This window comes from uncultured Algimonas sp., from assembly GCF_947498175.1.
Classification (GTDB): domain Bacteria; phylum Pseudomonadota; class Alphaproteobacteria; order Caulobacterales; family Maricaulaceae; genus Litorimonas.
On record NZ_CANMJB010000005.1, the window covers coordinates 149,547 to 165,423 of the forward strand.

Here is a 15,877-nt window from a genome sequence, read left to right on the forward strand (position 1 = left end):
GCAGCGCCCCACCCGACATGGACGGGCCTCAGCGCATCGTCAGTCTGGGCGGCGACCTGACGGAAATCGTCGTGGCTCTGGGCGCGGAGGACCGGATCGTGGCCCGCGACTCCACCAGTTCCTACCCGGCCTCTGTTCAGGCTCTGCTCGATGTCGGCTATGTTCGCGCCCTGAATGCGGAAGGCATCCTTGCGCTGTCGCCCACGCTCGTCATCGCCTCCGCCGAAGCGGGGCCGCCGGAGGCGCTCGACCAGTTGCGCGCCGCCGGCGTCGACATCGTCGTGCCTCCGTCCGGATACACTCAAAAGGCCCTGCTGGCGCGGATCGACATGATCGGCGATGCGCTTGGCGCGGAGTCCGAGGCGGATGCTTTGGAAGCTGATCTGACACGAAAGATGGAGGCCGCAACCCGGCCCACGACTGGCTCCGACAAACCCAAGGTTCTATTTCTATTAAGCGGTCGTGACGGCTCACCCATGGCGGCAGGGACGGAAACGGCGGCCCATGCCATGATCCAATTGGCGGGCGGTCGGAATGTGTTCGACACCCATTCGGGCTACAAGGCCTACAGTTTTGAAGCGATGGCAGCCGCAGCCCCGGATGTTATCATGATGATGGATCATTCGCTGACCCAGCTAGGTGGCCTGAAGGGTCTGAGCGAACATCCTGCCATCGGTCTTACTCCTGCGGCCCGGAATGGACGCATCGTCGCCTCCGATGGGACCTTCCTGCTCGGCTTCGGGCCACGTTTGCCAGAAGCAATCAGCTTCGTAGCTGAAGGCTTTCACTCCGCTGCAGAACCTTCGGGCCCCGTCGCTCCGTGACCGTGATGGCGGTCGAGACGGCTTCATCCAAGCCGCCCTTGAGAACGCTGGCTCTCATCGCTGCGGAAGCGGATCGTCGCCGGGCCGTCGTTCTGGCGGCTCTCTGCCTGCTTACGGTCGTCAGCACCTTCCTTTCGATCCTCATCGGACCCGCAAACGTGGACATCTCGGACATTCTGGGCGGTGTGACCGCAACGCTCGGTCTGTCCGACAAGACGACACCAGGCGAAGCGATTGTTTCTGCCATCCGCCTTCCGCGCACGGTCCTCACTTTGTCAGTCGGCCTGGCTCTCGGCATCTCCGGCGCGGCGCTGCAAGGGCTATTCCGCAACCCGTTGGTTGACCCGCAGCTGATCGGGGTTTCGGCAGGCGGAGCCCTGGGAGCCGCAACCTGGATCGTCTTCGGCGCGAGCCTACCTGCAATCCCGCTCCTTCTCTCATCGGTCATGACGGCCGTCATGGCCTTTATCGGCAGCCTCGCAGCGATGGCGGCGGTTTACACGATCGGCACCAGGCGAGGCCGGGTCAATGTTGCAACCATGCTGCTCGCCGGGATTGCCGTAAACGCTCTGGCCGCATCCGGCTTAGGGCTGATGCTGTTTCTGAGCGACGACTTCCAGCTTCGTGCGATCACTTTCTGGACCTTGGGTAGCGTCGGTGGCGCCAGCTGGGCCAAGATCATGCCGGCCTTGGCCGTCATGATCGTTCTTCCCTTGTGGCTCGTACGCGAATGCGAAGCACTCAATCTGTTCGGAATCGGCGAGGACGAGGCCCGACACCTCGGTTGCGACACGGCCAAGCTCAAGCGCCGAATGGTCGTCCTTCCAGCCATCATCACGGCAGCAGCCGTATCGGTGTCCGGCATCATCGGTTTCATCGGACTGGTGGCCCCGCATCTGGTGCGTCTGCTTGCCGGAAGCGACAACAGAATCGTCCTGCCGGGGTCGGCTTTGCTAGGCGCAAGCCTGCTTCTCATCGCGGATATCGTTGCCAGAACTGTCGCCGCGCCTGCCGAACTTCCGTTAGGCGTGGTGACGAGCCTGATAGGGGCGCCGTTCTTTATCTGGCTGCTATCGCGCCAACGCGCCTGGCTGGCATGACGTCATGAGCCTGTCAGCCCAAGATGTAACGGTCGCCTTTGGACCTCGGACCATTCTCGACAAGATCGACGCGCGCATCGAACCTGGCCTTGTTACGGCAATACTGGGTCCGAACGGCGCAGGAAAGACGACGCTCTTGCGGGTTCTATCCGGCGACCAATCGCCTGATAGTGGCACTGTCAGACTGGGAGATACGGATATAGCCACCCTGTCTTCGAAAGATCTCGCTTCAAGTCGCGCAGTCCTGCCCCAACATATTCGGCCGGCTTTTGGCTTCAAAGCCTGGGAGATGGTTCGGCTAGGCCGTTCGCCCTTCGGAGAGACGTCATCAAAACGCCTCCTGAGTGTCGAACGGGCTCTATCACGCGTCGATGCCAGTCATCTGGCAGAGCGTGACATCAATACCTTGTCCGGAGGAGAGCGCCAACGCGTCTTTCTCGCCAAAGCACTCTGCCAGGCCGAAGGTCGAGATGGACGCTCTGGTTATCTGTTGCTCGACGAACCGGCCGCCGCACTCGATATGAAACAGGCCGCCAGCCTGATGAAAGTTCTTCGGCGGACTGCGGAGGCCGGCATCGGCATAGCGATAATCGCACATGATGTCCGGGCCATGAAACACTATGCAGACCGGTTTCTGCTCGTTGCTGAGGGTAATGTCGAAACCCATGAGTGCGCTTCTGACCTCAACGCCCATTGTGTTGCTGCATTGTATCACATGGATCCGGAGGACATCGCCGTATAAATGCAGAAGCGATTATAATCGCAGAGGATCACAGCTGGCTCGTCTCTCGATCAAGGCTAAACGCCAACCGGATCTCGAACCCCGTCAAGAAACGACGGCTTTGCCAACCCGGTTCGTTACAGGGCCGCTTCGATCTCTTCGAGGCTTCGACCCTTCGTTTCCGGCACGAACTTAGCCACAAACAGCCAGGCCACTATGCAGAAGGCAGCGAAGATGAAGTAAGGAAGCGCCCCGTTGAAGCTTTCCGCATTCAACGCACTGCGGTTCACTACCGGGAAAGTGTTGGAAACAATCGCGTTGAACAACCACTGCGCGCCGACCGCGATAGCCATGGCGAGAGAGCGCGCTCGGTTAGGAAATATCTCGCTGATCAGCACCCACACGACCGGACCCATGGACAAGGCAAAACTGGCGATGAAGACCAGCACTCCGGCAAGCGACCACAAGCCGAGTTGTTGCGAGAATACGGTCCATCCTAGCAACATCAGGCCCAAGAACATTCCAGCGAGACCTGTCAGCAGCAACGGTCTGCGCCCCCATCTATCCACCGTGAAAATGGCGATGAAAGTGAAGGCGAAATTGACGGCGCCCAGCCAGAGTTGCTGCTTGAGCGCATCTTCTGGGCCGTAGCCGAGCGCATTCGAGAATATTTCGGCACCGTAGTAGAGTATGGCGTTGATACCCGTGACTTGCTGAAACACGCTCAGCATAACCCCTATCATGACCAAACCACCAAGACCTGCCAGAACCTTGGGGTCGAGGCTTTTTTTCTTGGCGTCGTCCGTCAGCGAACGATTGATTTCGGCGAGTTCGGCTTCGGCCGCGGCATCGTCTGCGCCTAAACGTTTCAAGACTGACAGCGCCTGAGCGGTCCGTCCTTTCAAGGCAAGCCAGCGCGGGCTGTGCGGGATCAAGAACAAGAGAACCAGAAAGGCGAGCGCAGGTATGAGTTCTGACCAGAACATGACACGCCAGCCCTGTTCAGTATTGTAGCTGTTACGCGCGGCCAGTTCGGCATCGCTCAAACCTGCCGTGGTTCCGCCGCCGATGAAATAGGTCGCGAGAAAAACCACGAAGAAACCCGTCACGATGCCGAGCTGGTTGAGAGAAACCATCTTGCCCCGCTCCTCGGCCGGGGCCATTTCTGCAATGTACTGACCGGCGAGGCCATTCCTTTCCGCGACTATGGCGGCTGGATTTTCGCGTCCGTCCTGGTCTTCGCGGCTTGGTCGATGGCCTATCATGGGATCAAATATTTCCGCCTGTCGTCCGAGCAGCGGGAACTGGCCGCCGAAGCACGAGCCGCCGCTGCATCCGCCGAGGCGCTCGCCAAGGACGAGAGCCTCAGGCGCACCGAAGCGGAAAAGCTATTCCGCGACACACAATTGCGTGCCCTCCAGCAGCAGCTCAGCCCTCACTTTCTTCTCAACGCGCTCAACTCCGTCTCCGCGCAGGTTCAGAACGGCGATCCGGACGGCGCGACGGAAATGCTGTCGCGCATCGGTGCGTTCCTCCATATGGCGCTGGAAACCGGAGAGGTTCCGTTCCACACGCTCGAAGAAGAGCTGGATGCCGTCCAGACGTATCTTTCGATCGAAACGGTCAGGTTCGGCGACCGCCTCGCCACATCCACATCCACATCCGTGGAAAGAAGCTGCCTATCCGTCCAGGTTCCTACGCTATTCCTCCAGCCGCTTTATGAAAATGCCGTCAAACACTCTGTCGGAAGCCGCTATGGAAATGTTGATATCGATCTCCGCGTCACCGAAGAAAATGGAACGGTGAGGATCGAGCTTTCCAATTCCGTTCGCTCCGCCCCCGGACCGGACCAACCCGAAGGCGGGATCGGTCTGGCAAATGTCAGAGCCCGTCTCGCTTCGGCTTATGGGGCGCAATCAGGTCTCAACGTCGTGCAGGACGAAAACCGGTTCGTCGTTCGCATCCTATTGCCGAAGGCGGGATAGAGGAGCGCCTGCAGCATTCACCGAAGGTGCGACACTGCGCGGCGGGCGGCGCTGCCTCCCGCTAGTCGCTATCGTTCGTCTCGCCTTTCACATGCGTGTCGAACCAGTCGACCATTTCGGCCAACGTGTGTAAGACGGATTCCCGGCCGCGATAGCCATGGCTTTCATGCGGCAGCATGACGAGGCGGGCCGTGCCGCCAGTGCCCTTGACGGCCGCGAACATGCGTTCGGACTGTTGCGGGAAAGTGCCTGAATTATTGTCCTTGGCACCATGGATCAGCAGCATCGGCTCGTTGATCCTGTTGGCCGCCATGAAGGGGGACAGCTTGTAGTAGGTCTCCGGCGCATCCCAGAAGATGCGGCGCTCCGCCTGGAAGCCGAACGGAGTGAGCGTTCGGTTATAAGCGCCCGACCGCGCGATACCAGCACGGAAGATATCGCTGCGCGCCAGCAGATGCGCCGTCATGAAGGCGCCGTAGGAATGGCCGCCCACCCCGACGCGTTCGCCGTCGCCGAAACCGCGTTTCACGCTTTCGTCCACGGCGGCTTGCGCGGAAGCGACGACCTGCTCGATGAAGGTGTCGTTGACCGTTTCGGGATCGGACCCGACCACCGGCATGGCGGCGCGGTCCATCACGGCGTAGCCCTGCGTCAGGAAGAAGAGGTGCGAATAACCGCCAATGCGCGTGAAACGGTATTTGGAATCGCGCACTTGCCCGGCCGTCGCGGCATCGTTAAATTCGCGCGGATAGGCCCAGACGACGACGGGCAGTTTGTCGCCTTCTTCATAGTCTGGCGGCAGGTAGAGCGTAGAGGACAGTTCGACACCGTCGTCACGTTCATAGGTGATCAGCTCCCGCTCGATCCCGGTCAGCTCCGGATGCGGGTCGGCGAAGTTCGTCAAGGCGCGAACGCTATCCGCCGTTCGCAAACGGAAATTGCCGGGCGATGCCGGGCTTTCGTGATAGGTGATGAAGCGGCTGCCATCATCTGCGACCAGATCCACGACGGACTCATACTGCTCGCCCGTATTGCGCCACAGCTCCTCTGTCTCGAACGTTTCCAGATCGAAGCGGCGCAGGAAGGGACGCGCCCCGTCCGGGGATGCACCGTCGCCGGACAGGAACAGATGACCGTCATCAACATGAGCGACGGAGAAACCGGCGGCATTCTGGACAGTGATCGGATTGCCCGGATCGGCATAGGCGTCCTGCACGTTCCGAACCTCGATCACGCGCGCATCGTTGGACCCCGTCACGTCGAGCAGGGCGGTCCGCACTTCGCGCGTGTCGCGGTCGTAATCGTAGGCGATGATGTCGTCGTCGCCGTCCAGCCCGGTATAGCCCGAATAGCGGTCTTCGAACACGTGCAGGCGTTCTGCGCGACCGCCGAACGGGGCGGACAGCGCCATCAGCGCATCGCGCTCATCCGTTTCGACCCGCGGGTCGCCGCCGTCTAGGGCTTCGGCCCACATCAGGGTCGCGTCCGCCGTCGGGTGCCAGCCGATGCTGCGGGGTCCGGTGACGACGCCCTGGACCGGCAAGCTGTCCGCCAAGGGGCGCTGCGCGATGATCCTGACCGGATCGCCGCTACGGGTCCACACGGCGGAGGTGCGCGGAAAACGGCTCCACGGCACCTGGTAGGAAAACGGCTCGTCGATCCATTCCATCAGCAGGTAGCGCCCGTCCGGCGAGGGGCTTGCATTGACGTAGAGACGCGGCTCGCCGACCGTTTGCCGGCTGCTGCCGTCGGGCCGCATGATCACGGGCTGGCTTGTCACCAGCCATTTATACAATGCTTCGTCATGGGGCGTCTTGAGCAGGTCCTGGAAGGTCCGGGTTTGGGCGTCCTGTCCGCCGGCCGCATCCTGTATGGCCGGACCGGTCGGCGTCAGCGACGGCATAGGCTTTTCGCCGCGATCGGCGGGGATCGTGAAGACCAGCAATTGCCCGTCGGGCAGCCAGCGCGGTTCCTCGAAGACCAGGTTGATCCCCCGTTCCAGCAATTGGCGCGCCTGCGCCGTCTGCGTGTCCAACACCCATAGCGACATACCATCGGCAACCGTGTTGGTGAAAGCCACATAGCGTCCGTCGGGCGACCAATTCTGATCCGCGATGTCGGCATTGGGCGGCAGGGCCACCTGTCGCACCGTGCCGGATTCGATGTCCTGCAGCGACAAGCCGACGAAATTGCGCGGATTGAAATTATCGTTGGTCGCAGCGTCCAGGCGCTGTCCCGCCAACCGTTCCATGGGCTTGGCCAACTCGGCGACGGGCGGCAGGCTTTCGCGTTCGAGCAGCAGCAATGTCTTGCCGTCGGGCGAGACGCTGACGCTCGGCGACGGGGCGCGCAACACAATGTCCGCGATCTCGGCGGGCGGCAGGCGGTAGCCATCGTCCTGCTGACGGGCTTGGGCATGGGTGGCCAATAGCAGCCCAGCCATCGCAGCAGCGCTCGTGAACAAATGCCTCATGGATAAATCCCCCGAAAACCCGTTTTCGTTACTCTATACGCCTATAAGGCAAGTTCCAGCGGAATCGAACACACATTCCGGTGAAAGCCGAGATGGCCGCGACATACGCGCCGCTCGATTTCATTGCCAGCCGACCCGGTCGAAAATCCGGACCGCCTCGCTTTGATTGGGACCGAAGGTCGAAACCTTCAGGGAATCCGGCGTGAAGCCCCCTAAGGCCTGAACATCGGAATTGCCGGACATGCCCGCCACGACGGGATATTCATTATTGCCGTTCGCGAAATATTCCTGTGCGGAGGCTTCCGTCAGATATTCCAGGAAGCGGACCGCATTGTCGCGGTTGGGCGCATGGGCCGTGACGCCCGCTCCACTGATGTTCACATGCGTGCCGCGGCCGTCCTGGTTGGGAAAGACGATGCCGACCGCATCGACGATATCGTTCAAACGCTTATCTTCGGACCGGGCGTAGCGGGCCAGATAATAGGTGTTCACCACCGAAATCCCGCATTCACCGGAGGCGACGGCTTCGATCTGCCCGGTGTCGTTGCTTTGCGGGCGGCGCGCGAAATTGGCGACCACGCCCCGCGCCCAATCTTCGGCGACTTCCGAACCCGCATGTTCGATGACCGATGATAATAGCGAAATATTATAGATATTGCCGGACGAGCGCATGCAGACCTGTCCCGCATGAGCGGGGTCCGCCAGATCCTCGTAATCGGTCAGACCGGCCGGCAGACCGTCTTCCTTGTTGTAGATGATGACGCGCGCCCGCGTGGACAGGCCGAACCAGTGACCGTCATCGTCGCGCAGATAATCCGGCACACGCTCACGCAGGATCTCGGAGTCGACGCTGGACAGAACGCCCGCTTCTTCGGCACGCCAAAGATTGCCCGCATCGACCGTGATCAGCAGGTCCGCCGGACTGAATTCGCCTTCGCTCGCGATCCGCTCGATCAGCGAACTGGCATCCGCTTCGATGCGGTTGACCTTGATCCCGGTTTCTTTCGTAAAATCGTCATAGAGCGCCAGATCCGTGTCGTAGTGGCGCGAGGTGTAGAGATTGACGGTGCCCGCATCGGAGGGAGCCGTCAGCGTTTCCGCCCCCGGTGCAACGGCCGCGACAACCGATAGATCCGTCGAGGGCGAGTCGGCTGAGGGCGAGCATGCCGTCAGAGCGGTGGCGATGAGAAAGCAGGCAGCAAAACGCATGGCAGAGTCCGTAAAGGGAAACTAGGTTTGAGAATAATTCTCATCTACAGATGCGATGGCGGACTGACAAGTCGAAAACGGCAGACAAAAGCCACCACATTGCACCCAGAACTGAGACGAGGCCTTAGCGAGGGAAGAGTGGCCAGGGTCCGTCTTGTGGCTGGATGCGGACGGTCTGTCCGACCGCCCATTCGGGCTCCACGTCGATCTCGAGCAGGAGCCTGTCCGTTCCGCCGCGTTGCAACGTCACGATCTGGCTACGTCCGGTCTGTCGGATGTCGATAATCCGGGAGCCGTCGGGATCCGCCTCTAGCACGGCGCAATGCGGGCGGATCAGCAGATCGACCTCACCCGCATCCGCTCCAGCTGTCGGACCCGAAAGGGAAAAGCACCCGAACGACGTCTCCGCATAACCGTCTGTGACACGAGCGGGCAGGACGGTCCCGTTGCCGACCAGAAGACCCACGAACAGGGAGGCCGGATCATCGTAAAGCTCGCGCGCCGTCCCGACCTGCGTTATGCGGCCTTCCTCCATCACCGCGATGCGGTCGGCGACTTCGAGCGCCTCTTCCGGATCGTGCGTGACGAGAATGGTCGTCGCACCGTGGCGTTTGGCCAGGCGCCGCGTCTCTTCGCGCAGCTGGCGGCGCAGCACGACATCAATGCTGGCGAACGGTTCATCCAGCAACAGGATGGCCGGATCGGGCGCCAGCGCGCGGGCGACCGCGACGCGCTGCTGCTGCCCGCCCGACAATGTATTTGGATAGCGGCCGCCAACATCCGGCAGCCCGATCTGGTGCAGCAGCTCCATCGTCACTCGGCGGCGCGCGGCACGGCCGGACACGCCGAACCCAATATTGTCCGCCACGCTCAGATGCGGGAACAAGGCTCCGTCCTGGAAAACCAATCCGATATTGCGTTTTTCCGGCGGCGGGTTGCGCGACGGCGATGCCAGAACCTCACCGTCCAGCCGGATTGTCCCGGACTGCATCGTCAGCAACCCGGCCGTCAGGTTTAGCAAAGTCGATTTCCCGCATCCCGACCGCCCTAACAGGCACAGGATTTCGCCTTTGCGCGCATCGAGGCTGATGCCCTTCAGCGCGGCTTCCGATCCGTAGCTGTAATGGATGTTTTCGAAGCGCAGACCCATGGGGATGCAAGGCCTTTCTAACGCCGGAAACCGCGAAAGCCTCCTATCGGCATTGCAAATCACATGCAATATCCGCATCGGCGGAAATCATTGCCGGAGCGGATCGAAAACTGATGAGCGTCACGTCGTTATCCAAACTGCGTCATGCCCGGCCGGGCGGGCTGGCGCAGACGCTCGGACTCTATTCGGTCGCGGGGCTCGTCGCCTTGCCGATGCTCACGGTCATCCTGTCCCTGTTTCCGATCCCGATCGAGGATTGGGTGCGTCTGTGGCAAACCACCCTGCCCCTCTACATCGTCAACACCGTCCTGCTGATGGTGCTGACCGGAGCGGTTGCGTCCGTCATCGGCATCGGCACGGCCTGGTGCGTCGCCATGCTGGATTTTCCGGGCCGGTCCGTCTTGTCCTGGATGCTCGTCCTGCCGCTCGCCGCGCCGGCCTATATTGTGGCCTATGTCTATACCGATCTGCTGGATTATTTTGGGCCTGTGCAGTCGTGGCTGCGCGAGCTGACTGGCTGGGGCCGGGACGACTATGCGTTCCCTGCCGTCCGGACCTTGCCGGGCGCGGCCTTCATCCTCGGGATCGTCCTTTATCCTTACGTCTATCTGCTGGCGCGTGCCGCCTTCGGGCGCCAATGCGTCAATCAGTGGCATGCGGCGCGCAGCCTAGGCTTGACTCCCCGCCGTGCCTTCATGCGCGTCGCTCTGCCTTTGGCGCGTCCAGCCATCGTCGGCGGGCTGGCGCTCGTCCTCATGGAGACGCTTGCCGACTTCGGTGTCGCCGACTATTTCGGAATTCCAACTTTCAGCACCGGCATCTTCCGGAGCTGGCTGGCCGCCGGCAACCGACCGGAAGCGATGAAGCTCGCCGCCGTCATGCTGGTCTGCGTGTTCGCGCTCATCGCACTCGAAAGCGCAAGTCGGAAAGGCGCGGTGTCCGGCACCGGCCTGACCCGCTCCCGCAGCGGGCACTTGCCTGTCGGCAGCTCCAGAGGCCGCCTGATCGCGGTCCTATGTGCCCTTCCCGTCCTGATCGGCTTCGCAATCCCGTTCGCCAGCCTTGTGACGAACATGCTGAACGTCCCGGACAGCCGCCCGGGCGGGGACTTCCTCGTCTATGCCGGCAATACGCTGAGCGTCGGTGTGGCCGTCGCCGGACTGTCCCTGTTGCTGGCCGCGCCGCTGGCCTATGCCAAACGGACACGACGCAACGCGCTGACCCGTTCCGCCATCCGCTTTTCCACACTCGGATACGCTCTGCCCGGCGCCCTGCTGGCCGTGGGTGTGTTGCTTCCATTGGGCGAACTGGACCGCAGCCTGACGCACTGGGCGGCCGACCGGTTGGGATGGGAGGGCGGACTGCTCCTGACCGGAACGATCGCCGTTTTGGTCTTCGCGCTGGTGATCCGGTTCCTGACCATATCGTTCAACGCGCTGTCATCGGGGTTCGATCAGATCGCGCCATCGATGGACGCGGCCGCCCGGTCGCTGGGGTCAAGCCCGGCCGCCGTCATGCGGCGCATCCATGTGCCGCTGCTGCGCCCCAGCCTGTTGGCAGGCGGATTGCTGGTCTTCGTGGACACGCTGCGGGAACTGCCCGCCACATTGATCCTGCGACCGTTCAATTTCGACACGCTGGCCACGCGCATCTATTGGCTGGCCAGCGACGAACGCATCGCGGAAGCCTCGACGGCCGCTGTCTTGGTGATTCTGTGCGGCCTTATTCCGGTCATCCTGATCAACCGGACGCTGGAGCGCTGAAGACGCCCCAAGCCGGTCTTCTAGTCCAGCGCGGCGTCGCTTTCCGGCGCGCCAGCGTCATCAGTGGGCAGGATCCTGACTTCCAGGATCTTGTCCGCATCGAAGATCTCGACGGCGAGACGACGCATCTCAGTCAGGTCGATGGCCGCGTAATCGCCGCGCCGCGTGCGGTGGCTGCGCAGGCCTCGCCCGTCCTCATGCGCGTCCGATAGCACGTTCATCCAATAGGGATTGGTCTGTTCCGTACTGTCGAGCTTGCGGATCACCGGCTCCAGCGCCCGGTCCAACTCGTCCTGGCTGATCGTCCCGCGTCCGAGCTCGCCCGCGATGCGGCGCACTAAGTCGGACATGCGCGCCACATCTTCTGGCTTGAGCGACATGACGGCGAACAGATAGCCGAAATCGTCGAAGACGGTGCTGGCGGACGCGCCTGCGCCCGGCGAATAGGTCGTGGCTTCGCCTTCGCGGATATCCTTGACCAGCCGGTTTCGCAGGATGGCCCGCAGGACCGACAGCCGACGCGCATAGGCCGGGTCCATCCCGTCTCCGGCGGGCCAGTAAAGCCGCAACTGAGCCTGATTGTCGTCGCCGCGGTGACGGAAGATGACCGGCTCGCCGCCCCCGTCCGGGAAGGCGACTGCGCGCCGGGAGTCCACCAGCTCGCTGGCGGGAGCGTTGACGGGTCGGCGCAAGGGCAACGCCCCCAGCGTTTCCGCAACGGCTTGCACGACCACATCCGGATCCATGTCGCCGACGACCGTCACCTGGATGGGCCCGCTTTCCAATTGCGGCCGGAGCCAGCTTTCGATCTCGGCGAGGGTGGGAGTGTAGAATTCCTCTTCGGACGTGAAACCGAACCGGTCATCCCCGTGTATCAGGCGAGCGATTTCGCGGCCCGCCACACCTTCGACGGTGGTGTCATGGCGCGGATACCAGGCTTTCAGTTTATCGATGTGATTGCGCCGGGCGTCTTCGGAGAAAGCCTGCGCCGAAAGCTGGGCCGCGAACACGTCCAGCTGCGTCCGCATATCCTCCGGCACGGTCTGAACCATGAAGGCGAATCGATCTTCGTCCACGCGATTGGTGAAGGCATTCGTCAGGACCAGACGCCCCGCCATGAGACGCCGCAATTCTTCGGGACTGTGCGCTTCCAGGCCACTCTCCTTCATGATGGTCAATGACATGCGGCGCAGGCCCTCGCTCTTGTAGGGCGCCGACAGATTGCCATCGCCGAACTGGACGTTGATATTGACGCGGTCATCCTGATAGTCGGTCCGCTTGACCGTCAGCGCGACATTGTTGTCGAACCGCACCAGGCGGGCGTCGACATCTTCGAGATAGTTGTCGGAGACGATCCGGCCGGGCTTGCCGTGATCCGTGTAGGCGAATTCGGCTTGAACGATAGGGTCCGGCGCAGCGACCGGCACGGCGCGGCTCGCGTCGAGCACCTCGCGCACATCGGCTTGCGTGATGCCGTCCGCATCCGGCAGCTGCAGGAACACGGACAGGTCTTCGGGATCGCCCCAACGTTCGCGGAAGGCGGCTTCGACCTGATCCAGGGTGAGCGTATCCTTCAGCGCGTTCCATCGCGCCAGGTTCTGTACGGGGTGTGTGAAGACGATGTCTTCGGCGACACTGTTCATAAGACTGTCGACCAATCCGCCCATGCGCGCCGTGGTGGGTCGCGTATCGGCTCCGGCGGCCTGGGCCTCGTAGCTGGCTTCGTAGCGCCGGATCTGGGCGTCGAATTCGGCCGGATCGAATCCATGAAGCAACGCCCGACGTAATTCCGTCTCGATGCCGTTCAGACTTTGGCGCCAGTCTTCGGGCCGGATCTGCGCTTGGATGATGGCGCCTTCCGTCAGGTCGAGCGTGGCGTTGGATCCGGCCGTCGCCGAGATGAAGGGCCGGTCGCTCTGTTCGGACAGGGCGCGCAGACGCTGGTTGAGCATACCGAACGCCAATCCGCGCAAAGTCCGCTCCCGGCGGGTTTCGGCCGTGTCCGGACGATCGACGTAAGGCCGCATGGTGGCCAGTACGACCTGCGGCAAGACACCCTCCTCGGCATGGATGCCGATGCGGGCGGGTTCTATATCGGCAGGACTCGCCAGCCCTTTCGGAGCGGCATCGGTCTTGCCGCGCCAATCACCGAAAGTCTCGCGGATGCGCGCTTCGATATCCGCCGGGTCGGCATCGCCGACGAAAACGACGGACGTTTTCTCCGGATGGTAGTTGGCCTCGTAGAACTCGCGGAAATCGTCGGAGCGGATCGACCGGATCGCCTCTTCGGTGCCGATCGGCAAACGGTCCATCACGTCGCTGCCCGGTGCGAAAAAGCGCATGCGCGCTTCCCAGCCCCGGTAGGCCGCCGTGTCGCGCGTGCGTTTTTCCGACAGGATGATCCCGAGTTCGCGGTCGATGGCTCCTTGGTCGAGCGTCAGACCGCTGGCCGTTTCGCGCATCAGCATGAAGGCGGCGTCGAGAATGTCGTCCGTCGTTTTGGGCAGGTTGAGCTTGTAGGTCGTGCGTTCCAGACCCGTGCTGGCATTCGTGTCCGCGCCGAAGCTGAGGCCCAGCCGCTCCAGCATTTGGATCATCTCGCCTTCGGGGACATTCTCGGATCCGTTGAAGGCCATGTGTTCGAGATAATGGGCGAGCCCCTCCGTGCCTTCCGTTTCAGCGAGCGATCCGGCATCGAACTGCACGCGAAGCGCCCCTTGCCCCGGCGGGGTCGCATTAGGCAGGATCGCGTAGCGCACCCCGTTATCGAGCCGTCCCGTCACCAGAGCGGGATCGGGAACCAGCTCGGCGAAGGCCGCGTCCGCTTGAGCCGCGTCTGCAGGCTGGACCTGCGCCCGGACCGTTTGCCAAGGGGCCAATGCCAATAACCCCAGACCTGTGATCGCAGTGCTGCAGAGGATCCATCGTTTCCATGAAAGGGGGGTCTTGCGGGATCGGGTCATGGTCGGCTCCTTTGGATTCCGGCCGGTATCGTCCGGTCGGGAGACAGGGACCTGCGTCCCTGATGGGGACTGGCGCGGCGGCACCTACCAGTCGATGATGATATGGTCGCGATCCGGATCGTCCGTGACGGACAGGCCGAAATTGGCTTCCAGCGCGGCGGCGAGTGAATGGGTCGAACCCAGCTTGAAGTTGGCGCTTGCCTCCAGCTCGCCGATGGCGGGATCGTTCAGCACGATCTGCCGCGTCGTGTAGCGGTTCAGCTCCGAGACGATGTGCGACAGCTGCGCATCGACGAAGATATGCCGCCCTTGGCGCCAGGACAGGTCGGATTCGATCGTCTGCGGCGTGACTTGCGTCATGGCTTCCTCGGCGGAAACGAAACGTTCGCCGGGCGACAATTCCACGGGCGCGGAGGCAATCGGTGCGACATCCGGATCGTTGAGGGAGATTTCGTCCACCCGGACCTTGCCTTCCAGCAGCGTCACCTGGGTCGAAGCCTCGTCGAGGCGGACCTCGAACAACGTTCCGAGCGCCGTCACCTTGCGGTCGCCCGCATAGACCATGAAGGGACGGTCGGCATCGTGGGCGACATCGAAGATTGCCTGGCCGCGCAGCATGTAGATCTCGCGCGCCTGGTCGGCCAGCACGACGCGGATTTCGCTGTCCGTGTTGACCTCGACCGTGCTGCCATCCGGCAGGGTGCGGGTCAGGCGTTCGCCGACCGAAGTGAGGAGATGGATCGGCGCCGCATTGTCCGCGGATGCGGTCTGCATGACGGGACCGGAGCCGAAGGCGGGGATCCAGCCTGCTTGGTAACCGCCGAGCCCGATCACGAACAGCGCTGACGCGGCGATCCCGGCCAGGCCGTAGCGCAGGCCGTTGCGTGTCCCGCGTCGCGCATTGACACCTTGGCCGAGCGCCCCGGCGCGCAGGGCCAAAATGTCCGGATCGTTGCGCACCCCGTCCGAGGCTTCCAGCGTTGCGATCAGCGTATCGTAGGCCGCGCGGTTCTGCGCACTGGCTTCGCGCCACAGGATGAAGGACTTGCGCTGCGCCGGGCGGCAGCGATCGCTGCCCAGAACGGCCGCCCAATAGGCGGCCTGGGCGTCCACGTCGCCTTCGGGGAAGTCCGGGCGCGGATCGATAAAGTCGGACACGGTCATGACGTTTCGTCTCTCACGGTCTTGAGCCGCGCGAGGGCGGCCATCATGTATTTTTCGACCGAACTGCGCGACACGCCCATCAACTCGGCGATTTCGCGGTAGGTCAACCCCTCGAAACGGTTGAGCACGAAAACACGCTGAGGTTTCTTCGGCAAGGCCAGGATCGCGGCCTTGATGCGGGCCAGTTCCTCACGGCCCGCCAACTGGCGGTCGGCGGACGGCGCCTCGGATGTGAGCCAGTCACCATCGACGCTGACGTGGGACAGCGCCGCACGGTGACTGGCCCGGCGGGCTCGGTCGCGAAGAAGGTTTGCCGCGACCGTGAAGACATAGCCTTGGGGGTTATCGAGCCTATCCACCCCGCCTTTCCGAATGATTCGGATCAACGTCTCCTGGACGAAATCCTGCGCCTCGGCCTCGCCCAACCCCTTGCGCCGGAAATAGCGCATCAGGGGCGCGCGGAAACTGGCGTCAAGATCGTCCAACCCCGCGCCGGCATGTCCGTTCGCATCATATGTCGGTTGT

12 protein-coding genes are annotated in these 15,877 nt (G+C 62.6%); 5 read left to right on the forward strand and 7 right to left on the reverse strand.

Translation table 11 applies throughout. The features are described 5' to 3' along the window. Positions 1-17 precede the first annotated feature (17 nt). The 3 genes from Q0718_RS09630 to Q0718_RS09640 are packed head-to-tail and all read left to right on the forward strand — an operon-like array spanning position 18 to position 2,666. On the forward strand, positions 18-824 hold the full coding sequence (locus Q0718_RS09630) for a helical backbone metal receptor (RefSeq protein WP_298917194.1): 807 nt from the start codon (positions 18-20) through the stop codon (positions 822-824). A 5-nt stretch (positions 825-829) separates the two neighbouring features. Then, positions 830-1,924 (forward strand): iron ABC transporter permease, encoded by a 1,095-nt coding sequence (locus Q0718_RS09635; RefSeq protein WP_298916982.1) that lies wholly within the window; start codon positions 830-832, stop codon positions 1,922-1,924. 4 nt (positions 1,925-1,928) lie between these two features. Beyond that, complete coding sequence (locus Q0718_RS09640; RefSeq protein WP_298916985.1) at positions 1,929-2,666, forward strand: ATP-binding cassette domain-containing protein; 738 nt, start codon at positions 1,929-1,931, stop codon at positions 2,664-2,666. A 116-nt stretch (positions 2,667-2,782) separates the two neighbouring features. Here the strand turns inward: Q0718_RS09640 and Q0718_RS09645 are convergent, their stop codons facing one another. Further along, a complete protein-coding gene (locus Q0718_RS09645; protein ID WP_298916988.1) occupies positions 2,783-3,910 on the reverse strand; it encodes a sugar porter family MFS transporter in 1,128 nt (375 codons plus the stop codon). On the opposite strand from Q0718_RS09645, the gene Q0718_RS09650 reads away from it, so the two are divergent. Continuing rightward, positions 3,899-4,630, forward strand: a complete 732-nt coding sequence (locus Q0718_RS09650) for a histidine kinase (protein ID WP_298916992.1) — start codon at positions 3,899-3,901, stop codon at positions 4,628-4,630. The two genes, Q0718_RS09645 and Q0718_RS09650, sit on opposite strands and share 12 nt — an antisense overlap. A 61-nt stretch (positions 4,631-4,691) precedes the next feature. Here the strand turns inward: Q0718_RS09650 and Q0718_RS09655 are convergent, their stop codons facing one another. The 3 genes from Q0718_RS09655 to Q0718_RS09665 all read right to left on the reverse strand — a co-directional run bounded on the left by Q0718_RS09655 (position 4,692) and on the right by Q0718_RS09665 (position 9,462). Beyond that, positions 4,692-7,103: a prolyl oligopeptidase family serine peptidase gene (locus Q0718_RS09655; RefSeq protein WP_298916995.1), complete on the reverse strand. Its 2,412-nt coding sequence runs from the start codon at positions 7,101-7,103 to the stop codon at positions 4,692-4,694. A gap of 120 nt (positions 7,104-7,223) precedes the next feature. Next, positions 7,224-8,312 carry a Fe(3+) ABC transporter substrate-binding protein gene (locus Q0718_RS09660; protein ID WP_298916997.1) on the reverse strand — a complete coding sequence of 363 codons (1,089 nt, stop codon included), beginning with the start codon at positions 8,310-8,312 and terminating at the stop codon, positions 7,224-7,226. 124 nt (positions 8,313-8,436) lie between these two features. Continuing rightward, positions 8,437-9,462, reverse strand: a complete 1,026-nt coding sequence (locus Q0718_RS09665) for an ABC transporter ATP-binding protein (RefSeq protein ID WP_298916999.1) — start codon at positions 9,460-9,462, stop codon at positions 8,437-8,439. Positions 9,463-9,575: 113 nt separating this feature from the next. Between Q0718_RS09665 and Q0718_RS09670 the strand changes: the two genes are divergently transcribed. Next, positions 9,576-11,225 (forward strand): iron ABC transporter permease, encoded by a 1,650-nt coding sequence (locus Q0718_RS09670; RefSeq protein ID WP_298917002.1) that lies wholly within the window; start codon positions 9,576-9,578, stop codon positions 11,223-11,225. Between the two features lie 20 nt (positions 11,226-11,245). On the opposite strand, the gene Q0718_RS09675 is transcribed toward Q0718_RS09670, so the two are convergent. The 3 genes from Q0718_RS09675 to Q0718_RS09685 form a co-directional block, all read right to left on the reverse strand. Further along, on the reverse strand, positions 11,246-14,188 hold the full coding sequence (locus tag Q0718_RS09675; protein ID WP_298917005.1) for a pitrilysin family protein: 2,943 nt from the start codon (positions 14,186-14,188) through the stop codon (positions 11,246-11,248). Positions 14,189-14,272: 84 nt separating this feature from the next. Beyond that, on the reverse strand, positions 14,273-15,352 hold the full coding sequence (locus tag Q0718_RS09680; protein WP_298917008.1) for a FecR domain-containing protein: 1,080 nt from the start codon (positions 15,350-15,352) through the stop codon (positions 14,273-14,275). Continuing rightward, entirely contained in the window at positions 15,349-15,837 is a 489-nt protein-coding gene (locus Q0718_RS09685; RefSeq protein ID WP_298917011.1) for a sigma-70 family RNA polymerase sigma factor, read from the reverse strand. Before Q0718_RS09685 ends, Q0718_RS09680 begins: the two co-directional genes overlap by 4 nt. Positions 15,838-15,877: the final 40 nt, after the last annotated feature.